Annotated in this window: 20 protein-coding genes; 13 read left to right on the top strand and 7 right to left on the bottom strand. The window is 74.7% G+C overall.

Translation table 11 applies throughout. The features are described 5' to 3' along the window. The first annotated feature begins 1 nt into the window (after position 1). Together BJP25_RS12515 and BJP25_RS12510 are read left to right on the top strand one after the other, a co-directional pair. Positions 2-2,167 carry a thioesterase domain-containing protein gene (locus BJP25_RS12515; protein WP_075975034.1) on the top strand — a complete coding sequence of 722 codons (2,166 nt, stop codon included), beginning with the start codon at positions 2-4 and terminating at the stop codon, positions 2,165-2,167. A gap of 285 nt (positions 2,168-2,452) precedes the next feature. Beyond that, positions 2,453-3,217, top strand: coding sequence for a hypothetical protein (locus BJP25_RS12510; protein WP_143219034.1), 765 nt, complete (start codon positions 2,453-2,455; stop codon positions 3,215-3,217). A gap of 54 nt (positions 3,218-3,271) precedes the next feature. Here BJP25_RS12510 and BJP25_RS12505 read toward each other — a convergent pair whose 3' ends face one another. Continuing rightward, the gene (locus BJP25_RS12505) at positions 3,272-4,267 is read right to left on the bottom strand and encodes a sensor histidine kinase (protein ID WP_143219033.1); all 996 of its coding nucleotides are present in this window, start codon (positions 4,265-4,267) and stop codon (positions 3,272-3,274) included. Between the two features lie 137 nt (positions 4,268-4,404). Between BJP25_RS12505 and BJP25_RS12500 the strand changes: the two genes are divergently transcribed. The 4 genes from BJP25_RS12500 (at position 4,405) to BJP25_RS12485 (ending at position 7,520) form a co-directional block, all read left to right on the top strand. Beyond that, complete coding sequence (locus BJP25_RS12500) at positions 4,405-5,277, top strand: SMP-30/gluconolactonase/LRE family protein (RefSeq protein WP_075975031.1); 873 nt, start codon at positions 4,405-4,407, stop codon at positions 5,275-5,277. Further along, entirely contained in the window at positions 5,277-6,308 is a 1,032-nt protein-coding gene (locus BJP25_RS12495; RefSeq protein ID WP_233158042.1) for a zinc-dependent alcohol dehydrogenase, read from the top strand. Before BJP25_RS12500 ends, BJP25_RS12495 begins: the two co-directional genes overlap by 1 nt. A 72-nt stretch (positions 6,309-6,380) precedes the next feature. Further along, positions 6,381-7,067 (top strand): DUF899 domain-containing protein, encoded by a 687-nt coding sequence (locus BJP25_RS12490; RefSeq protein WP_075975030.1) that lies wholly within the window; start codon positions 6,381-6,383, stop codon positions 7,065-7,067. Between the two features lie 81 nt (positions 7,068-7,148). Then, the gene (locus BJP25_RS12485; RefSeq protein ID WP_075975029.1) at positions 7,149-7,520 is read left to right on the top strand and encodes an RNA-binding S4 domain-containing protein; all 372 of its coding nucleotides are present in this window, start codon (positions 7,149-7,151) and stop codon (positions 7,518-7,520) included. A gap of 167 nt (positions 7,521-7,687) precedes the next feature. Here the strand turns inward: BJP25_RS12485 and BJP25_RS12480 are convergent, their stop codons facing one another. Beyond that, positions 7,688-8,911: a glycosyltransferase gene (locus BJP25_RS12480; RefSeq protein ID WP_075975028.1), complete on the bottom strand. Its 1,224-nt coding sequence runs from the start codon at positions 8,909-8,911 to the stop codon at positions 7,688-7,690. A gap of 198 nt (positions 8,912-9,109) precedes the next feature. After that, the gene (locus BJP25_RS12475; protein ID WP_075975027.1) at positions 9,110-10,597 is read right to left on the bottom strand and encodes an FAD-dependent oxidoreductase; all 1,488 of its coding nucleotides are present in this window, start codon (positions 10,595-10,597) and stop codon (positions 9,110-9,112) included. 26 nt (positions 10,598-10,623) lie between these two features. On the opposite strand from BJP25_RS12475, the gene BJP25_RS12470 reads away from it, so the two are divergent. Next, complete coding sequence (locus BJP25_RS12470; RefSeq protein ID WP_075975026.1) at positions 10,624-11,301, top strand: TetR/AcrR family transcriptional regulator; 678 nt, start codon at positions 10,624-10,626, stop codon at positions 11,299-11,301. Positions 11,302-11,432: 131 nt separating this feature from the next. Here the strand turns inward: BJP25_RS12470 and BJP25_RS12465 are convergent, their stop codons facing one another. Next, the gene (locus BJP25_RS12465) at positions 11,433-11,840 is read right to left on the bottom strand and encodes a DUF4232 domain-containing protein (RefSeq protein WP_075975025.1); all 408 of its coding nucleotides are present in this window, start codon (positions 11,838-11,840) and stop codon (positions 11,433-11,435) included. Positions 11,841-12,049: 209 nt separating this feature from the next. Here BJP25_RS12465 and BJP25_RS12460 point away from each other — a divergent pair, with 209 nt between their 5' ends. Together BJP25_RS12460 and BJP25_RS12455 are read left to right on the top strand one after the other, a co-directional pair. Then, positions 12,050-15,268: a penicillin acylase family protein gene (locus tag BJP25_RS12460; RefSeq protein ID WP_084793938.1), complete on the top strand. Its 3,219-nt coding sequence runs from the start codon at positions 12,050-12,052 to the stop codon at positions 15,266-15,268. A 36-nt stretch (positions 15,269-15,304) separates the two neighbouring features. Further along, complete coding sequence (locus BJP25_RS12455) at positions 15,305-15,706, top strand: hypothetical protein (RefSeq protein WP_143219032.1); 402 nt, start codon at positions 15,305-15,307, stop codon at positions 15,704-15,706. 25 nt (positions 15,707-15,731) lie between these two features. Here BJP25_RS12455 and rho read toward each other — a convergent pair whose 3' ends face one another. Beyond that, positions 15,732-16,820 (bottom strand): transcription termination factor Rho, encoded by a 1,089-nt coding sequence (rho, locus tag BJP25_RS12450; protein WP_075975023.1) that lies wholly within the window; start codon positions 16,818-16,820, stop codon positions 15,732-15,734. A gap of 191 nt (positions 16,821-17,011) precedes the next feature. Continuing rightward, on the bottom strand, positions 17,012-18,088 hold the full coding sequence (locus BJP25_RS12445) for a carboxylate-amine ligase (protein WP_075975022.1): 1,077 nt from the start codon (positions 18,086-18,088) through the stop codon (positions 17,012-17,014). A gap of 114 nt (positions 18,089-18,202) precedes the next feature. On the opposite strand from BJP25_RS12445, the gene BJP25_RS12440 reads away from it, so the two are divergent. Both BJP25_RS12440 and BJP25_RS12435 read left to right on the top strand, forming a co-directional pair. Further along, complete coding sequence (locus BJP25_RS12440; RefSeq protein WP_233158041.1) at positions 18,203-18,643, top strand: DUF6098 family protein; 441 nt, start codon at positions 18,203-18,205, stop codon at positions 18,641-18,643. Positions 18,644-18,894: 251 nt separating this feature from the next. After that, positions 18,895-20,841 carry an ATP-binding SpoIIE family protein phosphatase gene (locus BJP25_RS12435; protein ID WP_198943454.1) on the top strand — a complete coding sequence of 649 codons (1,947 nt, stop codon included), beginning with the start codon at positions 18,895-18,897 and terminating at the stop codon, positions 20,839-20,841. A 6-nt stretch (positions 20,842-20,847) separates the two neighbouring features. Here the strand turns inward: BJP25_RS12435 and BJP25_RS12430 are convergent, their stop codons facing one another. After that, entirely contained in the window at positions 20,848-22,026 is a 1,179-nt protein-coding gene (locus BJP25_RS12430) for an amidohydrolase (RefSeq protein ID WP_075975020.1), read from the bottom strand. A gap of 131 nt (positions 22,027-22,157) precedes the next feature. Here BJP25_RS12430 and BJP25_RS12425 point away from each other — a divergent pair, with 131 nt between their 5' ends. Both BJP25_RS12425 and BJP25_RS12420 read left to right on the top strand, forming a co-directional pair. Further along, positions 22,158-22,985, top strand: coding sequence for an SDR family oxidoreductase (locus BJP25_RS12425; RefSeq protein ID WP_075975019.1), 828 nt, complete (start codon positions 22,158-22,160; stop codon positions 22,983-22,985). Further along, positions 22,982-23,440 (top strand): alpha/beta fold hydrolase, encoded by a 459-nt coding sequence (locus BJP25_RS12420; protein WP_075975018.1) that lies wholly within the window; start codon positions 22,982-22,984, stop codon positions 23,438-23,440. The genes BJP25_RS12425 and BJP25_RS12420 overlap by 4 nt, the downstream gene beginning before the upstream one ends. Positions 23,441-23,449 lie beyond the last annotated feature (9 nt).

The raw sequence follows: 23,449 nt of genomic DNA, 5'->3' as shown, positions 1-23,449 counted from the left end.
CGTGCTCCCGTGGCGCTCCCGCGGCCGGGCCCCGCACGAGGTGGCGGCCCAGGCGCCCGCCGCCCTGCTCGTGTCGGCCCTGGTGCACAACCTGGCCGACCTGGTGGCGGGCGACGCCGCGTTCGCCCAGCCCGGCCCGCGCGGGTTGGCGACCACCGCGAGCTGGCCCGCGCGACCGCCGGGGGCGGTGCTGGGGTCCGACGCCGCCGAGGTGGCCGCCCGGCAGGAGGTCTCGGCGGTGGAGGACGTGCCCGGGGGAGGGGTGCTGCTCATCGCGAAACCGGGGCGGGTCAGCGCCGCGGACTCCGCGGCCCTGCGCGAGACGGCGTCCTGGTTGGGCTTGGCCGTGCGCCTGGACCAGGCCAGGGCCGCCCGCGACCAGGCGGCGCGCCGGGCCGCGGGCCTGGAGTCCGACCTGTCGGCGGCGCGCGAGCGGCTGGCGCAGGTGCGCGACTTGGAGCGGCGGCGCCTGGTCGGGTCGATCACGGCCGTGACCACCCGCGACTTCGCCGACGTCCGGGCCAGGGCGACCGGCCTGCGCGCCGCGTTCGCCACCGGCGGCGAGGCGGGCGCCCACGACGCGGCGCGCGCCGTGGCGGGCCTGCGCGACGCGCTGGACGAGCTGATCGACACCTTCCGCGCGGTGGTGCGCGACGTGCACCCGGCCATGCTGCCCGAGCGGGGCCCGCAGGCGGCGCTGGAGGAGTTGGCCGCGACCCTGCCGCGCCCGGTGCGCTTCACCGGGTCGTTCGGCCGCCGGGTGGGCTGGGAGGTCGAATCCGGGCTGTACCACGCGGCTTCCGCCGTGCTGGCGCTGCTCGCCGGCACCCGCACCGCCGAGCCGGTCGCGGTGGACCTGGCGCGCACCGACGGCGTGCTGCGCATGGTCGCCACGGCCACAGAACCCGCGCGCGGCACGGCGGACCTGGCCGCCGCGCTGGCCGATGACACCGAACGCCTCGCCGTCCTGGGCGGCGCGCTGACCTGCGCCGTCACCGAGGGCACCGCGGTCGTGACGGTGCTGCTGCCCGAGCGCCTGGGACCGCCGCCGGTCGTGGCCGACACCCGGGCCGGGTTGCTCGACGACCTGCGCGACCTGCTGGCCCAGGGGTGGCAGGGCGCGCCGGACGAGCCCACGCGCGCCCGCTGGGCCACCATCGCTGACCGGCTCGGCCGCCCGGTGCGGCTGGCCGTGGTGGGCCTGGCCAGGACGTCGGTGGTGGGCGCCCTGCTGGGCGTCGAGGTGCGGTCGGCGGACCGGCCGGTCTGGTACGCCCACGGGGAACCGGGCGCCACCACCGACGCGGAGGGACGCGCGGTGGTGCGCCTGTCCGGCGACTTCGTCAACGGGATGACGGTGGTGGACGTGCCCGGCCTGGTGGGCCCCGCCCTGGCGGAGAGGCTGGTCGCGCCGGTGCAGGGCTCGGCACCCGCCGTCGACGCCGTGCTGTGCACGTCCCGGCCCGAGCCGGGTTTCCGCTCGACCCTGCGCGCGAGCGAGCACCGGGTGGCCGTGCTGGAGACGGGCCCCGCCCTGCGCCCCGGCCTCGCCCTCGTCGCCGCCACCCTGCACGAGGACGAGTACCGCGCCCTGCGCCTGGCCGACCCGATGGGCCTGGGCCGCATCCCCGTCGCGGACCGCCCCACCGCCACCGAGGCCGCGGCGGGCGTGGCCGAGCAGGACCCCGCCGCCCTCGCCGCCGCCCTGGCCGACCACAGCGGCCTGAGCGCCCTGCGCCGGACCATCGCCGACGAGGTCACCGCCCGCGCCGAGGTCATCGCCGCCCGCCGCGCCCTGCACGCCATCGCCGACCTGGTCCGCGCCCTGCCCCCCGAGGACCCCGTCCGCTGGCACGCCGAACGCGTCCGCGTCGAAGCCCACGACGTCGCCGAACTCGACCTCCTCGACGACCTCGACCGCGGCGCCTTCCCCAACCCCGCCCACCGGGCCGAAGCCCTCCGCCTCCTCGGCACCCGCGGCACCGACCCCCGCACCCGCCTCGGCCTGCCCCCCAGCACCCCCGACGCCCAGGTCCGCGCCGCCGCCGCCGAAGCCGCGGGCCGCTGGCGGACCCTGGCCGAGCACCCCGCCTCCACCGCCCGCACCCGCCGCGCGTGCGAGACCCTCATCCGCACCTGCGAAGGCATCGCCGCACCACCGACCTGAGAAACCCTGTGCAGGATGGTCCTTCGGCCCTGCGGCGCTGCTTGACCACTTTCTGGCAGGCGTGTCGCATTATTGTCTAGAAATGTCAGCAACAAATGCTTCGCCGCAGGTGGTCGGACTTCCGTCGGCGTCCTACACTCTGAAGTCGTCAACGATGGCCAATGAACATGCGCGGCACCGTGGTTAATCGACCCGGCTCGGTCCCTGGGATGTAGTCGCGACAACGCTCTCGACGGGGTGGTGATGATGGCGAACTGGCGCGGCGCGGGACGTACGATCGTGACCTTGCAGGTCGTGATCGTGAGCTTGGTGTCGTTCGGGGTTGGGGTCGGGATCCTCGTCACGGCCGCGACCTGGGAGTGGGTGACGTCGAAGGCGGGCTTGCAGAACGTCCTGAACAACCTCGGTGGCACGGTGGTGACCTCGGTCGCGCTGTTCCTGGTGTGGGATCTGGTCGGTCGGAGGTCTTTCAAGAGGGAGATGCTGGACACGGTGCAGTACGCCGCCGACCTGGAGGACTCCGGAGTCGTGCGAGTGGGCACCGACTACCTGCGGGAGCCTGACTGGAACGATCTTTTCCGCTCGGTCACGGAGATCGACATCTTCTTCGCCTACGGCAGTACCTGGCGCAACAACCACCACTCCAAGCTGGTTGACTTTCTGGGAGGCAAGAACAGTCGCCTTCGTGTCGTCCTGCCCGATCCCGAGGACGAGGCCACGGTGCGAGTGCTGTCGCAGCGGTTTTCCATGACCTCCGACAAGCTGGCCGATTCGATCCGTGAGGCCGTCACGTTGTTCACTGACTTGAGCGTGACGGCGGCAGGAGAAGTGCAGGTCTACGCGCGCTCCGGTGATTCGTTGTTCAGCTACTACCGGTTCGACGGCAAGGCTGTCGTCACGATGTATGCGCACGAGAAGAAGCGCAAGAATGTCCCTGTGGTCGTGTGTCAGAAGGGCGGGTCTCTGCACTCCTTCTTCACAGCGGATTTTGATGCCCTTCTGAAAGAAGGAAAGAGGATCGCGCCGAAGGAGCAGCCCAAGGGCGAGTAGATCGGCCCTGCCTGCGGGGTTCCCCCGTCGAAGCTGCGTTCCGCTGGTCGCCGGTCAGGTGTCGGTGGGGTGGAGGGGGACGAAGCCGGTGACGGTGGTGCCCTTGCCGGGGGTGGAGGTGACACGGGTGGTGCCGCCGACGGCGGCGGTGCGGGTGTTGAGGTTGTGCAGGCCCGAGTCCGGGGGCAGGCGGGCGGGGTCGAAGCCGGGGCCGGTGTCGCGGACGGAGAAGTCCAGGCCGCGGGGGGTGTCGCGGAGGCGGACGGTGATGTGGGCGCCGGGGGCGTGCTTGTGGGCGTTGTTGACGCCTTCCATGCACACGAAGTACACCGCCGACTCCACCGCCGCCGGGTAGCGGCGCAGGGCGTCGTCGATGTCGAGGGTGACGTCGGCGTGCTCGGCCAGTTCGGTGACCAGGGCGGCGGCGAGGCCGTGGGCGACCAGGGCCAGGGGGAGGATGCCCGAGGCGGTGCGGACCACCAGGTCCTCGGCGGCGTCGAGGCGGGAGACCAGGTCGTCGAGGCGGGCCAGGGCCGCGGCGCCGCCCCGGGCGGTGAGGGTGTGCTCGACGAGGCCGACGGCCATGCGCAGCGCGACGAGGTGGTGCTGGGCGCCGTCGTGCAGGTCGCGCTCCAGGCCGCGCCGCTCGCGGTCCATGTCCGCGGCCGCCCGCCAGCGGCCGTCGGCGAGTTCGCGCGCGGCGGCGTCGCCCGCGCGGCGCAGCTCGTCGGCCTCGGACTCCAGCCGCGCGACGGTGAACACCGGGCCGAGCGCGGTCGCCAGCGCGGGCAGCGGCACGTCCGGCACCACCGCGACCGACCCCTGCTCCTCGGCGCCGTGCTCGACCGCGGCGACCCACCCCGGGCCGTCCTCGCCCCACCCGGACCGCGCGCCCCCGACGGTGAACCAGCAGCCCCGCAGCTCGGCGGCGGCGCACACGGCCTCGGCGAGCGCGGTCAGGTCGGGCCACGGGGTGCCGGGGGTGCGCGGGACCGCGAGGCAGCCGGACACCGCCGCCACCGCCCGACCTTCCCGTTCCCGCAGGCGCACCCCCCGACCGTACCTCCCGCATCACCCAGCGTCACGGCGGACCCCGCCGCACGTTTCGCGAAGGTGGTCCGGTTCGACGTGCGGGGCCGCGGTGGCACCGGTTAGCTGGTGGCGATCCCGTGTGAGAGGCAGGCGCGATGAGCACCCCCACCCCCGCGACCACCGAGGTCCACCGCTTGGCCGAGGGGCCGTTCTGGGACGCGGCGCGCGAGCGCCTGCTGTGGGTGGACATCGAGGCCGGTGCGGTGCTCATGGGCGCGCTCGACGGCGGTGCGCTGCGGGTCCTGGAGCGGCACGGGTTCGACGGGATGGTCGGGGCGGTGGTGGCCGCCGAGGACGGGACGCTGCTCGTGGCCGGGCAGGAATCCCTTGTGGTGCAGCACCTCGACGGCAGCAGGGAGGTCGGGCCGCGGATCGTCCCCAGTGGAGCGCGGCGGCGGCTCAACGACGGCAGCACCGACCCGGCGGGTCGCTTCCTCGTCGGCACGCTGCCGCTGGGGGACCCCTCGGAGTCGGAGGTGCTGGTGCGGGTCGACGGTGCGGGCGTCACCGAGATCGACGCGGACCTGACGCTGTCGAACGGGTTGGCGTGGTCGCCCGACGGCAGCCGGATGTACAGCGTCGACACCGAGAGGCAGCTGGTCTACGTGCGCGAGTACGACGCCGCCACGGGGGAGACCGGCGAGCGCCGGGTGCACCTGCGCCTGGAGCGGGGGCACCCCGACGGCATCGCGATGGACGCCGAGGAACACCTGTGGGTGGCGGTGTGGGGTGAGGGTGAGGTGCGGCGGTACTCCCCCACCGGGGAGGTGGTCGAGCGGCTGCGCGTGCCCGCCCCGCACAGCTCCTGCGTCGCGTTCGCCGGGCCTGACCTGCGCACCCTCGTCATCACCACGGGCACCTCCCAGCTCGACGACGAGCAGTTGGCGGCGCACCCGGACTCCGGGCGGCTGTTCACCGCGCGGGTCGACGTGCCGGGCGTCCCCGTGCCGTACTGGGCGGGCTTCTGATGGGCGCGACCATGCGGGCCTTCGTGCTCACCGGTCCGGAGCAGGGCGCTGTGCAGGAGGTACCCGTCCCCTCGGCGGTGGCGGGTGAGGCCGTGGTGGACGTGGAACGCGCCGGCGTGTGCGGCACCGACGTCGAGCTGTTCACCGGGGAGATGGCGTACCTGCACGAGGGCCACTCCTCCTACCCGCTGCGCATCGGGCACGAGTGGTGCGGCACGGTGTCGGCGGTGGGGGAGGGCGTCGACCCGGGCTGGGTGGGCAAGCGCGTCATGGGCGACACGATGCTCGGTGACGGCACGTGCCGCCGGTGCGAGCGCGGACGGCAGCACGTGTGCGAGCGGCGGCAGGAGGTCGGCATCCGCGACGGCAGGCCGGGGGCGTTGGCGGAGAAGCTGGCGGTGCCGGTGTCGTCGTTGCACGTGCTGCCGGACTCCGTCGACCCGGTGCTGGGCGCGCTCGTCGAGCCCGGCGGCAACGCCCTGCGCGCGGCTCGGGCGGCCGCGGTGGGGGAGGGTGACCGGGTCTTGGTGATGGGGCCGGGGACGATCGGGCTGCTGACGGCGATGTTCCTGCGCGCGGGCGGTGCCGAGGTGCACCTGATGGGCGCGACGGAGGGGTCGCTGGAGTTCGCGCGCTCTTTGGGTTTCGGCCACGCGTGCACGCAGGACTCGTTGCCGGGTCTGCCGTTCGACGCCGTCGTGGACGCGTCGAACGCGGAACACCTGCCTGCTCTGGCGGTGGACGTCGTGGAACCAGGCGGGCGTGTCGTCTACATCGGACTGTCCGGGGGCCCGAGCCGGGTCGACACCCGCTCGCTGGTGCTGAAGGACATCACGGCCGTGGGTGTGCTGTCGGCGTCGCCCGGTCTGGGTGCCACGATCGAGGCCTACGCCTCCGGTGCGGTGGACCCGCGTCCGCTCGTGGGCGCGACCGTCGGGCTGGACGCCGTCGGCGCCGTGCTGGCGGGGCAGCGGCCCGAGGGTGCGGGGTCGGCTCCGAAGATCCACATTGACCCCTCCCTGAGGCAGTGAGGTTTTTGTCGGTGGGGTCGGGCACAGTGTGAGGCAGAGGAACGAGGAGGGACCGGGATGACGGATGCACGGATGACTGGTGCACGGAAGACCGAGGCACGCCCCGCTGTCGTCGACCGCGCTGACTGGGAGGCCGACCGCGCCGCGCTGCTCGCCCGGGAGAAGGAGTTGACCAGGCTCTCCGACGCCGTGGCGGCCGAACGCAGGCGGCTGCCCATGACCCCCGTGCCGGAGTACACCTTCGACGGTCCGGACGGGCCGGTGACGCTGCGGGAGCTGTTCGGGGACCGCGAGCAGTTGGTGGTGCAGAACTTCATGTTCGACCCGACGTGGGACGAGGGCTGCCCGTCCTGCTCGAACCTCGCCGACAACGTCCCGCACCTGGCCCACTTCGGCCCGTACGGGATCGCCTTCGCCCGCGTCTCGGAGGCCCCGGTGGACAAGCTGAGCGCCTACCAGCGCCGGATGGGCTGGCAGGGCGCCTGGGTGTCGTCGCTGAACAGCCCGTACAACCGCGAGTGGGGGTGGACGACCGACGAGGGCCAGGTCCCCGGGGTCAGCTTCTACGTCCGCACCGGCGACGACGTCTTCCTCACCTACACCGCCACGGCCCGCGGTGTCGAACCGCTCAGCGGCTTCGTCGGCTACCTCGACCGCACGGTGTTCGGCCGCCAGGAGGACTGGGAGGATTCGCCCGAGGGCTGGCCCCAGGGCGCGGCGCACGAGGCCAACAAGCGCCACGACGAGTACGAGGTGTGAGGCGGTGGTCTGGACCCGTGACCCGCCGGGCGGCGGGAAACCCGGCCGACGCGCGGGCCGGGGGCGGGTAGGCTCGGCCGCGTGGAGTCGACGCGTCTGGACCGCTGGCTGTGGGCGGTGCGGCTGACCAAGACCCGCCCCGACGCCGCGGCGGCGTGCCGGGGCGGGCACGTGCGGGTCAACGACCGGGCCGCCAAGCCCGCCACGGTCGTGTGCCCGGGTGACGAGGTGCGCGCCCACCTCAACGGGCGCACCCGCGTGATCGAGGTCGTCCGCGTCATCCAGAAGCGCGTCGGCGCCCCCGACGCCGTCACCTGCTACATCGACCACACCCCGCCGCCCCCGAAGGAGACCGAGGGCGCCCTGCCCATCGCCCGCCGCGAGCGCGGCGCGGGCAGGCCCACCAAGCGCGACCGGCGCCTGATGGACCGCCTGCGCGGCAGCGGCTTCTGACGCGAGCACCCCGGCGGTGACGGCCGCCCCCTGCCGGGGATGGCCGTCACCGCCGGGTGGACACCACCGCGGACGACCCGAGCGGTCAGCGGGTCGGTCGTGCACCGCTGGAGCGGTGGACGCCGTGGCCGACCTGCCTCGGCTCGTCCAGGCAGGTGCGGGCGGGATCAGGCGGGCGCGGGGCGGGGACCGAGGTCGAGCAGCAGTTGCGCGCCCACGTCGGCGCCGTCCGTGCGCATCGCGCCCGCGACCGCCTTCGCCCGGTCCGCCGTCGCGGGGCTGAGGGCGATGGCCAGGGCCGCGGTCAGGGACTCGACGGTGGGGGTCGGGCCCTCGTGGGCCGCGCCGATGCCCAGTTCGGCGACCCGGGCCGCCCAGTGGGGCTGGTCGACCAGTTGGGGGACGAGCACCTGGGGCGCCCCGGCACTGGCCGCCCGGGTGGTGGTGCCCGCGCCGCCGTGGTGGACCGTGGCGGCGACCCGGGTGAACAGGGCCTGGTGGTTGACCTCGCCCACCACGAAGCAGTCGTCCTGGTCGGTGATGTCCAGGCCCGCCCAGCCGCGGGCCAGCAGGGTGCGCCTGCCGTGGGCGCGGGCGGCCTCGACGGCGGTGCGGGCCAGGTCGGGCGAGGTGCGCATGGTCATGCTGCCGAACCCCACGTGCACCGGCGGCGGGCCTGCGGCCAGGAAGTCCTCCAGGTCGGCGGGCAGGGGGCGGTCGTCGTCGAGCATCCAGGCGCCCGTCTGCACCAGGTCGAGGTCGGTCAGGTCCGCCCACGGGCCCAGGACCGGGTCGACCGCCAGCAGCGCGCGCTCCCCGAAGACGTGGTCGCGGACGTTGTCCAGCGGTGGCAGGCCCAGGGCCGCGCGGTGGGTGTTCTCGGCCTCCCCGTAGAGCGCCTGCACCCGCTGCGCGTCCTCCGCCCAGAGCACGTCCAGGTCGGTCTCGTCCGCGGCGGACGGCGTCCCCGGCCGGGCCTGCGGCGGGAAGTGGTGCGAGGGCAACCCGTACGGGTGGAGGGAGGCGTAGACGTAGTGCGCGCCCAGCTTCTCCGCGACCGACCGCACCCCCGCGGGCAGCAGGCCGGTGGCCAGCAGCACGTCGGCGTCCCGCGCCACCTCGGTGAGCACCGCGTAGCGCGCCGCGACCAACTCCGGTGCCAGCTGGAACGCGGCGGCGTGCGACGGCGGGCGCTCTCCCGCCACGATCGACCGCACCGACGGGCCCATGGGTGCCAGCGGCACCCCGGCCCGCTCCAGCAGGAGGGCGAACTCCTCGTCCGGCGGCGCGCACACCAGCACCCCCGCGCCCCGCTCCCGCAGCCGCACCGCCAGCGCCACCAGCGGCTCGACATCCCCACGCGAACCCCACGTGGACAGCACCACACGCATGTGGTTTCCCCCGATTCAGTGCTCATCGACCAACGACGGGCGCCAATGCTGGAGCACGACCGGGGTCTTGCCGCAAGCCCCCCGGTGCGCTATACGTTGGAGTGGGAGGAAGAGACTCCTTCCCATTCCCCGGCTCCAGTGGACGCGGCGCGCGCTGGGCACCGGCATCTCCCCACCCCACCCGAGACGTCCCCGGGATCAGAAGCACCACCGCTGGATCGCCTCGTCGAGCCCGGTGGCATCCGTGCCCGCCCACGCGACGTGACCGTCCGGGCGCACCAGCATGTCCGGCGCCTCGACAGCCGCTTTCCCGCTCACCACGCGGACCCGGCCACCGGCCGCCGCGCGCACCGCCGCGGAGTCGTTCAGGTCGAACAAGACCGCGCCGCCCTCGCGCAGGTGGTCCGCCGTCGTGCTGCCGTCGGCCAGGTCCAGCAGCGGGAGCAGCTTGCCGACCGCGGGGTGGGTGCCGCCGAGGTCGTAGCCGTTGAGCAGACCGCCCATCAGCTTGACGAAGTGCGCGTTGCCGTCGTCGGTGCGCATCAGGTCGGTGACGACCTCGCGCAGCGCGTCGCCCTCGGGGCCCGGCCGCAGCACGGCGATCTGCGCCCTGGTCACCCGCAGCACCCGGGCCCCGACCGGGTGGCGCTCGGCGGTGTAGGTGTCCAGCAGCGCCTCCTCGGCCCGGCCGGTCGCCACCGCCGCCAGCTTCCACCCCAGGTTCGCCGCGTCCCCCAGCCCCAGGTTCAGCCCCTGCCCGCCGAACGGCGAATGCACGTGCGCGGCGTCGCCCGCCAGCAGGACCCGACCGCGCCGGTAGGTGGTGACCTGGCGGGCGTTGTCGGTGGAGCGGGTCGCGCTGTGCAGGGCGGTGACCCGCACGTCCGCCCCGCTGACCCGGCGCAGGCTGGCCTCCACCTCCGCGGCGGTGACCGGGGCGGCGCGGTCGGCGGGCGGGCCATCGAACTCCACGGTGAGCACCCGCCGCGGCTGCGGGCCGTGCACGACGAGCCCGGCGGGGGTGCGCACCCAGCCGACCGCCAACCGCTCCGGGTGGTCGAGGTCGACGATCGCCTGCCGCAGCGTCAGCGTCGGGTCGGTGCCGGGGAAGTCGAACCCGGCCCAGCGCCGCACCGCGCTGCGCCCGCCGTCGCACCCGACGAGGTAGCGGGTCCGCACCAACCCCCAGGCGGTGCGGACCGCCACCCCGTCGTCACCGGCGCTGAAACCGGTGACCCCCACCCCGCGGCGGACCTCCGCGCCGCGGGCCTCGGCGAAGCGCTCCAGCACGCGCTCCAGGTCGACCTGGGCCAGCGGGACGAGCGTGCTGCCGTCGGTGGCCGCCAGGTCCGGGTCGTCGGCGGGCAGGCGGGAAGGGTCGATCAGGAACAGCCCGGCGAAGTGGCCCGCGCGCCTGCGCATGCCTGCCCGCACCTGCTGGGGGGTGTGCCCGTGCAGCGCGGCGATCTGCGCCAGCATGGCCTCCTGCACCTGGTCGACCTCGGCGAACAGGCCGCGCTGGCGCAGCCAGGCCGCCGTGGCCGCGTTGACCGACCCGGCCTTGACCGTGTCGTCCGGCTCGTCCTGCCGTTCGAGCACCACCGCGCGGGCGCCGTGCAGGGCCAGTTCCCCGGCCAGGGCCAGACCCGTCGGCCCACCGCCGACGACCGCCACGTCGTAGTCCATGAGATCCCCCCGGTGCCGTCCTCGCCATGAACTTATACCGAGTCAAACTTTATGTCGAGTACAGTGAGCGGGTGACCGGGCTGCGCGAGCGCAAGAAGTGGGAGACCCGGCGGCGCATCTCCGACGCCGCCACCGCGCTGTTCATGGCGCGCGGCTTCGACGGGGTCACCGTCGCGGAGGTCGCGCAGACCGCGGGTGTGTCGAAGATGACGGTCTTCAACTACTTCCCGCGCAAGGAGGACCTGGTCCTCGACCGCTCCGCGGAGATCCGGGCCGCCATCACCACCGCCCTGCGCACGCTCGCCCCCGCGGCGGGCGTGGCACCCGTGCTGCACGACCTGCACCGGACGTGGCTGGCGCAGCGGCACCCGATCTCGGGGGTCGTCCTGCACAGCAAGCCGTTCTGGGAACTCGTCATGCACACCCCCGCCCTGCGCTCCCGGTGGGCCGAGCAGCGCGAGGAACTGGCCGACGCGGTGGCCGAGGTGTGCCGGGAGCTCGGCGCCCCCGCCGCCGAGTCGGTCCTGGTCGCGGGTTTCGTCGTCACCGCCCACCGCGCCACCTTCACCGCCGCCACCGAGCGCATCCTCGCCGGTGACCCGGCGGACGACGTCGAGCGCGACCAGGTCGCCTTCGTGGACACGACCTTCGCCGCCCTGTCCCGCGCGGTGTCGGGGTTCGCCTGGGCCGCGGGCAGGGCGTGACGGGCCTGCGGACCGCCTCCCTGACGGCACAGGATCTCCGGCTGGCACAAGCCCCTGGGAAAGCCGCAAGTTCTTTGAAAAAGCAGGGCCGCAGCGCCTCATGCGCTGCGGCCCTGTGCGGCGGGGGAGTGTCAGACAGGCCGGTAGGAACCGGTTTCGATGCGGCCGTCCGGCACCGGGCCCAGCGGCCAGTCGCCGTGCACGACCTGGCGGTCGGTGCCGGTCACCAGGGTGAACTGGGCCGGGGTGAAGCCCGACTGCGGGTCGTCGGCCTCGGTGACGGCGGTCCAGCGCAGTTCCTTGGCCACGGACGCGCCCGGTTGCAGCACCACGTCGGGGGCCTGCGGGTCGCCGTAGCGGGCGGCGGCGGGCCGGGCAGTGCCGTCGGCCGCTTCGAGGGTGAAGGCCTCGTCCTCGGTGAGCACGTGGGGCTCGGCCCCGGTGTTGGTGACCGTGAGCGTGGCGAACCGCTGCCCGGCGCCCGCCTCCGGGTCGCCCACCACCACCGCCAGCCCCTTGGCTGCCAAGGCCCTCGTCATCCCTCGCTCCTCTCGTCCGGCTCCCCGGTTGAGTACCACCCCCGGCGGGGTCGACACATCCGACCTGTCCGGTTTGTCGGCGGGTGACAATTCCGACCCGGTCGGTCCAGGAGTTTGTCCTGAACTGGTCGGACCGAACGTGAATCCTTTCCCGGTCCGCCCGCCGCCAGTAACGTCCTGCGGGATCTCGGTGCGGAGAGGAGTCGGGCATGCGCTCACGGGCGAGGTACCTGCTGGGGGCGGTGGTCGTCGCGGTGGCCACCGCGGGGGCCGTCGTCGGGACGGCCGAGGGGGCGCAGGTGGCGCTGCCGCCCCGGGCGGCCGGGTTCGCCCAGGGCGACTACTGCCAGGGCCAGTGCTCCGACATCGTGCCGCCGGGGCAGAACGGCAGCGCCACGCTCACCGACATCCTCGCCCACAAGGCCTTCGGCGTGCGGCCCAAGCACTTCGACGACCAGATCGGCAAGTACGACGCCCTCGCCCAGGGCGCGCGCGGGCTGACCACCGACACGATCAACTCCTTCTTCAACGACTCGTCCTTCGGCGTGGCCCCTGACCAGGTGGAGAGCACCGTCAAGCCGCGCGCGGACGTCACCATCATCCGCGACAAGGCCGCGGGCATCCCGCACGTCTACGGCACCACCCGGTCGGGCACCACCTTCGGCGCGGGCTACGCCGCCGCGCAGGACCGGCTGTTCCTCATGGACGTGCTCCGCCGCGTCGGCCGGGGCCAGCTGACCCCGTTCGCGGGCGGGGCGGCCTCGAACCAGGACCTCGAACAGGGCTTCTTCGCCGCGGCCCCGTACACCGAGGAGGAGTTGCAGCGCCAGGTCGACGAGGCCGCCGCGTCGGGCCCGCGCGGGCAGGTCGCGATCGCCGACGCCCGCTCCTACCTCGACGGGGTCAACACCTACATCACCCAGGCCTACCGGGGCCGGTACTTCCCCGGCGAGTACGTGCTGCTCGGGCACGTCGACGCGATCACCAACCAGGGCCGGATCGCGCCCTTCACGCTGACCGACCTGGCCGTGATCGCCTCGGTGATCGGCTCCCAGTTCGGTGGGGGCGGCGGGGGCGAGGTACAGGCCGCCATCGCCAAGCTGGCTATCCAGGAGCGCTACGGCGTCGTCGAGGGTGAGCGGGTGTGGCGCAGCATGCGCACCGAGGACGACCCCGAGCACATCCAGACCGTGCACGACGGGCAGCGCTTCCCCTACGCCCTGTCCCCGGACAACCCCCAGGGCCAGGCCCTGCCGGACAAGGGCTCGGTGACCCGCCAGCAGCTCGTGTTCGACCGCTCGGGCGGCGGCGCGCCCACCGCCGCGAGCGCACCCGCGACCGGTTCGCCCACCACCCGCGACGGCAAGCCCAACCTCGACCTCGCGCGCGGCGCGCTCGACGGCGGCGTGCTCCCGGGCAACCTGCTGTCGGACAAGCACGGCATGTCCAACGCGCTGCTGGTCTCCGGCGCGCACACCAAGAGCGGCAACCCGGTGGCCGTGTTCGGCCCGCAGACCGGCTACTTCGCGCCGCAGATGCTCATGCTCCAGGAGCTCCAGGGCCCCGGCATCAGCGCGCGCGGCGCGTCGTTCGCAGGCATCAGCTTCTACATCCTGCTCGGCCGCGGCCAGGACTACTCCTGGAGCGCCACCAGCTCGGGGCAGGACATCACCGACACCTACGCCGTCGACCTGTGCAGCACCGACGGCGGCCCGGTGACCAAGGACAGCAACGCCTACCTGCTGCGCGGGGTCTGCACGCCGATGGAGGTCGTCGAGCGCAAGAACGCCTGGACGACCTCGATCGGCAGCACCGCGCCCGCGGGCTCCTACACCCTGCGCTCCTACCGCACCAAGTACGGCCCGGTGACCCACCGCGCGACCATCGGCGGCAAGCCCGTCGCCTACACCTCGCTGCGCTCGACCTACCAGCACGAACTCGACACGGTGATCGGCTTCCAGGAGTTCAACGACCCGGACGCGATCACGTCCGCGGCGGACTTCCAGCGCGCCGCCTCGCACGTGTCCTACACGTTCAACTGGTTCTACGCCGACTCGAAGGACATCGCCTACTACAACTCGGGCCTCAACCCGGTCCGCAACCCCGCGGTCGACCCCGGGCTGCCGGTGCTGGCCAACAGCGGCTACGACTGGCGCGGCTGGGACCCGGCCACCAACCGCGCCGACTACACCCCCTACGAGCAGCACGCGCAGGTGGTCAACCAGGACTACCTCATCTCGTGGAACAACGGGCAGGCGCCCGGCACCGCCGCCTCCGGTCTGGAGCGCGGGTCCGTGCACCGCGGCGACCTCCTCGACGCGCGCGTCAAGGACCTCGTGCGGCAGGGCAAGGTCGTCGACCGGGTGAACCTCACCCAGGCCATGTCCGAGGCCGCGCACGCCGATCTGCGCGCCGAGCGGGTGCTGCCGCTGCTGTTCCGGGTCATCGGTGACGGCGACGCCGCCACGGCCGGGGTGGTGGCCCAGCTCAAGCAGTGGGTCGCCGCGGGCGGGCTGCGGCAGGAGACGGCGAAGGGCAGCAAGGCCTACGCCAACGCCGACGCCATCCGCGTGCTCGACGCGTGGTGGCCGCTGCTGGTGCGCGCGCAGTTCCAGCCCGGCCTGGGCGACACCGCGTTCACCGAGCTCACCCGGGCGCAGAAGGTCGACGAGGCGCCGTGGCAGGTCAGCCACCGCGGGTCGGCGTTCCAGTCCGGCTGGTGGGGCTTCGTGCACAAGGACCTGCGCTCGGTGCTCGGCGACGCCGTTCAGGCGCCGCTGGGCAAGCGCTTCTGCGGCGACGGCGACCTGGGCAGGTGCAAGCAGGTCGTCCTCGACACGCTCAAGCAGGCGGCGGCGGTCCCGGCCACGCAGGTCTACCCCGGCGACGGCAGCTGCGCGGCGGGCGACCAGTGGTGCGCCGACGCGATCATCCACAACGCCCTCGGCGGGGTGACCCAGGACCCGATCGCCTGGCAGAACCGCCCCACCTTCCAGCAGGTCGTGGAGTTCCCCGCGCACCGCGGCGACGACGTGTCCAACCTCGCCAAGGGCGCCGCGGTCTCCGCGTCGAGCCAGGAGCGGGGCCTGTTCCCCAATCCGCCGAAGAACGCCGTGGACAGCAACACCACGACCCGGTGGGCGAGCGACTGGTCGGACAACCAGTCCATCACCGTCGACCTCGGCGCACCCCGCTCTGTGTCCCGGGTGGTGCTGACGTGGGAATCCTCCTACGGCAAGGCCTACCGCATCCAGACCTCCACCGACGGCACGACGTGGAAGGACGCCTGGAGCACGAGCGCGGGCGACGGCGGCACCGACATCGCGGCGTTCCCGGCCACCACCGCACGGTACGTGCGCATGCAGGGCACCACCCGCGCGACCCGGTTCGGCTACTCCCTCTACGAGTTCGCGGTCTACGCCAAGTAGCCGCGGGTGCGGGAGCCCCTGCGCTACGGTGGATCGGTGTCGTCTGAGCACCGTCCGCCGTACCTGCTCCTCGCACTCGTGGCGCTCACCATCACCGCCGCCGTCGTCATCGCGTTCCTGTTCTCGGACGCGGTGGCGACGGCGGTGCTGTTCGTCCTGCTGACCCCCGCGGCCCTCGCCGCGAGCGTCCACATCGGAATGTTCATGCTGATGCTCGGCGACGGCTCCCCGAAGTCGAGGGTGTCGCACACCGCGATCATGGTGGCCGTCATCGCGCCGACCGTCGGGACACTGGTCGTGCAGGTGGTCGCGGTCGTGCTCGCGATCGGGTGGAGCGGGCGGGCGTTCCCCCTGCCACTGCTGGCGGCGGTGGCCTCCGCCCTGTGGTGCTGGTCGATCACGGCGGCCGCGGCGGCGGTGGTCAAGGCGTACCGGTAGCAGCCGCTGTCGAGCGGGTCGGGTGTCAGGCGGCGCGGAGCGCGGGGGCACCGAGGGAGGCGGAGACGCGGGCGACGAACTCCGCATTGGAGCGCGTGGTGCGGACCTGCTCCAGGAACTGCTCGGCGGCGCGGCGCGGGTCCTGGTTCGCCAGCGCGCGGCGCACATCGGTCATCACGGCCAGTTCGGCGGCGGGGACGATGAGGTCGTCGCGGCGGGTGCCGGAGGCGATCACGTCGATGGCCGGGAACACCCGGTGGTCGGCCAGGGTGCGGTCCAGGCGCAGCTCGGCGTTGCCGGTGCCCTTGAGCTCCTCGAAGAACACGGTGTCGGCCAGCGAGCCGGTGCCGACGAGGGCGGTGGCGACGATGGTGAGCGAGCCGCCGTCCTCGGTGTTGCGCGCGGCGCCGAGGATCCGCTTCATCGGGTGCAGGGCGGCGGCGTCGACCCCGCCGGACAGCACGCGCCCGGAGTTGCGGGCGGCCAGGTTGTACGCCCGGCCCAGGCGGGTGAGCGAGTCCAGCAGCAGCACCACGTCCTGACCGGCCTCCACCAGGCGCTTCGCTCGCTCGATGGCCAGTTCCGCCAGCGCGGTGTGCTCGGCGGGGGAGCGGTCGAAGGTCGAGGCCAGCACCTCCCCGCGCACGGAGCGGCGCATGTCGGTGACCTCCTCGGGGCGCTCGTCGGTGAGCAGCACCATCAGGTGCGCCTCGGGGTGGTTGGTGGCCACGGAGTGCGCGACCGCCTGGAGCACGGAGGTCTTGCCGGTGCGCGGCGGGGCGACGACGAGGGCGCGCTGGCCCTTGCCCAGCGGCATCACCAGGTCGAGCACGCGGGTGGTGAGCTGGAGGCGCCCGGTCTCCAGCACCAGGCGCTCGTCGGGGTGCAGCGGGGTGAGCCGGTCGAACTCGGGGCGCTCCCCGCTGGGCGGCGCGCCGTTGAGCAGCACCAGCTCACCGCGTTCGACGACGAGGTCGTCGCCGCGGCGCAGGCCGTGCGCCCTGATGAGTCCGGGGGGGACGGTCGGGCCGCCCGCGCCGTAGCCCGCTGTCGCGGTGCGGCCGCTGGTGTTGAGCACGCCCCGGTACGAGGCGGTGCTGGGGGTGGTTGTCATGGTGGAACTCCAAAGGGGAAGTCGAGTGCGGCAGGCGGCGCCTGGCGCGGAGACCCGGTGCGGGTCCGGGAGGGATTCCTCGTCGGGGAGGTCTCCTAGGTCTGGATGGTCCCCGGGCGGCTGGGCCGACATCCGGAGGACTGAGGCGGACGCTACACCCGTCGTGTCGATCAGCGCAAGCCCCTTGCCGATCACCCGGTGCGCAGCGCCAGCGCCCCGGGCACCGCCTCGATCCCGGCGACCGCGACGACGTGCCGCTGCTGCTGCGCACCCGAAGCGCGGTCGAGCAGCCCTTCGACCTGCGCGAGGTCACCGGTGTCGACCAGCGCGTCGCGGACGTGGTCGAGCAGGTCGCCCACCAGCTGCCTGGCAGGCACCTGACGACCGGCCACCAGGTCGATGCCCGGTCCCGTGGTGCCGTAGCGGGCCGCCGACCACACCGCGGCCGGGGCGAGGTCCCGGGGCAGGACCGGGGCCTCCCGCCCACTGTCCACTTCGGCCAGTGCGGTGCGCGTCAATGCCCGGCACAGCAACGCTTGCAGAACGGCATCATCCACGTCGACCGCGGTGTCGGCGGCGCGGAACTCCACCGTCGGCACGTGCGGCGAGGGGCGGGCGAACCAGAACGTCTGGCCCTCGTCGGCGAGCACGCCGCAGTCCACCAGCCGCGCCACCCCGGCCTTCCAGGCGGCGTGGTCGGCCGCGTGCGGGGCCAGGCCCGACCCGGGGAACAGCGACTGCTGCACGACCCGCCAGCTGCCGTACCCGGTGTCGCGGCCCGCGTGCAGGGGCGAGTTCACCGCCAGGGCGAGCAGCGTGGGCAGCCAGCGGTTGACGTGGTTCACGACCGCCACCGCGGTGTCCCCGTCGGGCACCCCGACGTGCACGTGCAGGCCGCACGCCTCGTAGTCCCTGGTCACCTCGCCGTACAGCTCGTCGATGCGGGCGTACCGGTCACCTGGTCCAAGGACGGGGACGCCCCCGGTATTCCCCGCCAGCGGCGGTGTGCCCACCGGCACGGCCAGCACCCCGGCGGCGCGCGCGGCCTCCGCGACCGCCCGGCGCCCGGCCGCCAGCTGCCCCCGCAGCTCGGCGGCGGTGGTGCAGACCCCGGTGGTGACCTCCACCTGCGAGGCCCGCAGCTCCCGGTGCACCGCCCCACCCGGCGGCAGCGCGCCCACGCGGGCCAGCACGTCGTCCACCGCCGCCGCGGGCCGACCGGTGTCCGGGTCGACGAGCAGGAACTCCTCTTCGACCCCCATGGTCATCCCCTGCTCCGGCACAGCCCGGGACTACCACGAACAGATGGTCCTAATCGGCCGTGGTTCAACCGCCCGGCCCCGGGTAGTCAGCGGCTCGTGGTTGACGGAGAAGCACTTCCGGTGGTGGACAGCCTGGACGCGTTGGTGGACCTCGTCGTCCGGGCGGGCGGCGGGCACGACCTGTACGTGCGGTGGTCGCGCGGCTACGACCTCGACCACCACGGGACCAGCAGCGACGAGCTGACCGGGGTGGCGCTGCCGGGGTTGTCCGCGAACCCGCTGCGCGTCGAGGACTGGTGGGACGACCGGCCGCTGCGGCTGTGGGTGGCCCGCCGCCTGCACGACTACCGCCACCTGCGCCAGGTCCGGGGGCCGGGGGTGCGCCCGTGGGTGGCGCGCGGCCGGGAGGTGGCCCGCGGCCCGGACAACGAGCCGCTGATCGAGGTGTGCGAGCCGGTCGCCTGGATCCACCCGGACGTGCTGGACGAGGTCGACGCGACCCTCGCCGAGCACCGGCCGGACTGGGGCCCGCTGAACCGGATGCCCTCCACCGGGGGATGAGTGGCACCGCCGCATCCCGGCGCGAGCGCACCCCCTACCCGGCGGACGGGCAGTGGCCGCGGCGGTGAGCGGTGCCACCCGCGGGTGCTGCGCGCGCGGCCTGGCTCAACGGCACGCACGCAGCGCACGCCCCGCAAGTGCTCTCCGGGTGGGCGGGGGCGGGCGTCGGCGCTGGTGGGCCGTCGTGGATGCTGTCCGGCAGGACTGCTCGCGGCGGAGGACCGCTCCGGGGGACCCCGGAGGGAGGCGACGTGCAGGACGACCAGGTGCAGGACGACGACGAGCAGCGGGCGGGCGCGGCCGGCGTCGTCCTCGGCGTGTTCGAGCAGGTTCCCCTGCCGGTGGTCGCGACCGCGGGCGCGCGGCACCGGGTGATCGCCGCCAACGCCGCCTACCGGGCCTCGGCGGGCCGGGAGCGGGTGCTCGGCCTGCCCATCGAGGAGCTGTTCCCGGAGCTGCGCGGCCAGCAGGTGCTGGAGATGTTCGACCGGGTGCTCACCACCGGCCAGGCCCAGGTCGGCCGCGAGTGGCGGTTGCAGCTCGACCTCGACGGGTCCGGGGTGCCGGTCGACCACTTCTACGACTTTGTCGTCACCCCGCACCGGGTGGGCGGGACCGTCACCGGCACGCTGCTGCACTTCCTCGACGTGACCGGTGCGGTGCGCGACCGCCAGCTCGCCCGCGGCGAAGTGGCGGCGGCCGAGCAGCGCTACGGCGACGCGCGCGAGGCCATGGCCGCCCTCCAGCGCCAGCTGCTGCCGCGCGGGCTGCCGGTGCTGCCCTCGGTGCTGGTGTCGGCCAGCTACCTCGCCGCCGACGCCGAGGAGTCCGCGGGCGGCGACTGGTTCGACGTGGTGCCCCTACCGGACGGGCGGGTGGGGCTGGCCGTGGGCGACGTCGTGGGCCACGGGGTCGCCGCCTCCGCCGCCATGGCCCAGCTGCGGGCGGTGGTCCACGACCGCCTGGACGAGACCGGCGACCCGGGGCTGGCGGTGGCCGCCGCGCACCGGGTGGCGCGGCGCTCGACCGGCGTGTTCGGCGCGACGCTGTGCGTGGTGGCCCTCGACCCCGGCGGGGACGTCGAGCTGGTCAGCGCCGGGCACCCGCTGCCGCTGGTCGTCTCCGGCGACGGCGCCAGGGACACCACCGCGGTGGTGGGGCCGCCGCTGGGGACCGGGGCCGGGGCGTGGACGCGCCGCACCGACCGCCTCGAACCCGGCGAGGTGCTGCTGCTCTACACCGACGGCATCATCGAGCGGCCCGGCCGCGAGCCCGGGACCGCCACCGCCGAGCTGGTCAGCGCCGCCGCCGCGGCCGTGGCCGACCGGGGCCTGCGCACCCCCGGGCTCAGCGCGGCCGAGCGCGCCACCACCCTGGTGCCCGAGCTGGTCATCCGCGCCACCGGGCACACCGACGACGTCACCCTGCTCGCCGCCCAGCTCATCGCGCCCGCCCCGGTGTGGCGGACCAGGGTCCCCGCGGGCCCGGCGGCGGCGGGCGCGGTCCGCGGCGGGTTCACCGACTGGCTGGCGGCCATCGGCTGCGGCGCGGAGGACGCGCTGGCCCTCCAGCACGCCATCACCGAGCTGGTCACCAACGCGGGCGAGCACGGCGACCCGGGCGGCGAGGTCGGCGTGCGGGCCGAGCTGCACGCCGACGGGGTGGCCGAGGTCGCCGTCACCGACGCGGGCCAGTGGCGCCCGCGCGCCGCCCGGGACCTGTCCGCCCCCGCCGACGACGGCCTGGGCCTGGCCATGACCAGCCACTTCGTCGACGACCTGCGCGTCGCGCGCGGTCCGGGCGGCACCACGGTCACCGTGCGCCACCAGCTCACCCGGCCCGCCCGGCACCTGCTCGCCGCCGACGTCGGGTCGGCCGCCCCGGCCGCGGGCCTGGTCCGCCACGGCCTCGTGCTCGACAGCCCGGAGCCCGCGCGGGTGCTGCTGCTCGGCGACTTCGACGGCACCAGCGCCCCGGCGCTGACCGCGGAGCTGGAGCGGCGCACCTTCGGCGGCACCGTGAGCATCACCCTCGACCTGTCCGGGGTCTCCCTGCTGGCCAGCGCCGCGGTGGCGCTGCTGCACCGGGCGGTGGCCAGGAGCACCCGCAACGGCGCCGAGCTGCTGCTGTTCGCCCCGGAGGGCTCGGTGGCCCAGCACGTGCTCGGCCTGGCGTCGCTGCCGCACACCACCCGGTAGGGCCGCTCAGGCCTCGACTCGCCCGCGTTCGCGGAACTCCGCCCACGCGCGCTCCCGCAGCCCGTCGTCGAGCAGGACGTCCGCGGCGGTGTGCGCGAGCGCCTCGGCGGCGGCCAGGACCACCTCGCGAGCCCGGGGACCCGCCGCCGCCCGGGCGAACTCAGGGGTGTGGTCGGAGCCGCCGGGCCCGGTGATGGCCAGGAACGGGTGGATCGCGGGCACCTCGACGCTGACGTTGCCCATGTCCGACGACCCGAGCTGCACCCCCGGGGTCGGCAGCGCCAGCGCGAAGGGCAGGTGCTCGGCGAACCGGTCGGCCAGCGCCTCGTTGCGCCGGAAGTGCGCGTACGGCTCGCGCAGCGCGTGGACCTCCACCGTGGTCTCGGTGACCCAGGCCATCGACCGGGCCGCCTCCTCCACCCGGTCGACCAGCCCGCGCAGGGCCGTGGTGGTCGCCGCGCGCAGCCCGAACCGGCCCACCGCGCGGTCGGGGACGACGTTGGTGGCCACCCCGCCCTCGGTGATGATCCCCTGGACGTGCGCGCCGGGCGGCAGGTGCGGGCGCAGCGCGCCGAGGGTGGTGTAGAGCTGCACGAGCGCGGCGAGCGCGTCCCGCCCCTCGGCGGGGTTGCCCGTGGGGTGCGCGGCCCGCCCGTGGAACACCACCTCCAACTCCACCTGCGCGGTCAGCGGCGCCCACGACCAGCTGTGCACCCCCGGGTGGACCATCAGCGCCGCGTCCACCCCGTCGAACACCCCGGCCCGCACCTCGGCGACCTTGCCCCCGCCGCCCTCCTCCGCGGGCGAGCCGACCGCGAGCACCCGGCCGGGCACCCGGTCCAGCAGCGGCCGCACGGCCAGCGCCGCACCCAACCCCGCCGCCGCGATGAGGTTGTGCCCGCACGCGTGCCCCATCCCGGGCAGCGCGTCGTACTCCATCAGCAGCGCCACCGACGGCCCGCCCGACCCCGCCTCCCCGGTGAACGCCGTCGGCATCCCGGCCACCCCGCGCCGCACCCCGTAGCCGCCGCGCTCCAGCGCCGTGGACAGCAGTGCGGCGGCCCGGTGCTCGTCGAAGGCGCACTCCGGGTCCGCGTGCAGGGCGCACGCCGTCGCCCACACCTCGTCGGCCAGGTCCGCCACGCGCCGGGTGATCGACTGGTGCGGGTCATCGGGGGTCGGCATGCCCCCGCGTGTACCCCGATCGCGGCGCTCGAACCGCCGGGCCCACCGCGCTTGCGGCCGGGACGGGCAGCGCGGGCCGCGCATGAATGGCAGCCGCGCATGAATGGCACCTGTGCGGGCAACCGGGGCGCATGACGCAACCAGCTCCCCGGGCCGACCGCAGCGCGCCACCCCGCCGGGCCGTGGTGACCGGGTCCGACTCCGGCATCGGCCGGGCCGTGGTCGCGGCCCTGGCCGGGGCCGGGGTGGACGTGGGCATCACCTTCCACGAGGACGAGGCGGGGGCGCGCGCCACCGCCGAGGAGGCCAGGGGGCACGGGGTGGCGGCCCACGTGCGCAGGCTGGACCTCACCGACCTGCCCGGCGCCGCCGACGTGGTCGACGCGCTGGTGGACGACCTCGGCGGCGTGGACGTCCTGGTCAACTGCGCGGGCACCGGCAGCGCCGAACCCGCGCTGGACATGGACTTCGCGACCTGGCGGCGGGTGATCTCGGTCGACCTCGACGGCGCGTTCCTGTGCGCCCAGCGCGCCGCGCGGCACATGGTGCGGGCGGGGCGCGGCGGGCGGATCGTCACCATCACCAGCGTCCACGAGCACGCCCCGCGCGTCGGGGCGGCGCCCTACTGCGCGGCCAAGGCCGGGGCGGGCGCGCTGACGAAGGTGCTCGCCCTGGAGCTGGCCGAGCACGGCATCACCGTCAACTCCGTGGCCCCAGGGGAGATCTCCACCCCGATGACGGGGCAGGAGGACACCGACCCGGAGACCGAGCCGCGGCCCGGGGTGCCGCTGGGCAGGCCGGGGCACGCGGGTGAGGTCGCCGCCGTGGTGGCGTTCCTGTGCTCGCCCGCCGCCGCGTACGTCACCGGGGCGTCCTACGTCGTCGACGGCGGCATGCTGCTCATGGGTCCGCAGGCCGGGTCGCACCTGGGCTCGGACTCCTGGCGCAGCGTCGGGTGAGCGCCCGCGCGACACCGCCGCCCTGGCCGCCGCTGCCGCCGCTGTCGGAGTTCCGGTTGGACCGCGGCGGCCGGACGCTGTGGTGCGCCGCAGGCGGCGGCGACGGCCCGGTCGCGGTGTTCACCCACGGCGCCGGGCTGGACGGTCGGTGCTTCGGCCCGCAGCTGCGGCTGCTCGCCGCCCGGGTCGCCACGTGGGACTTGCCCAGGCACGGCCGGTCCGACTCCGCGCGCCCGGGGTCGACGCTGCTGCGCAGGATGCCCGCCGTGGCGTGCCTTTGGCACGGCAGGCACCGCGACGAGCTGGCCACCCCGGTGCGCCGCCACCACAAGGCGGCGAACCGGTGGGCGCTGGCGACGCTGTGGACGTCCACGGCCGCCGACGTCGGCGTCGCGGGGCTGCGGCGCGCGCACCGGGTACTGCTGGACTTCCTGGGCGAGCACGCCGCGCAGTAGTGCTGGCGG

This window comes from Actinokineospora bangkokensis, assembly GCF_001940455.1.
In the GTDB taxonomy this organism is placed as follows: Bacteria; Actinomycetota; Actinomycetes; order Mycobacteriales; family Pseudonocardiaceae; genus Actinokineospora; species Actinokineospora bangkokensis.
Note: the sequence above shows the minus strand (reverse complement) of the source record. Positions and strands in the feature narration are given on the sequence as shown.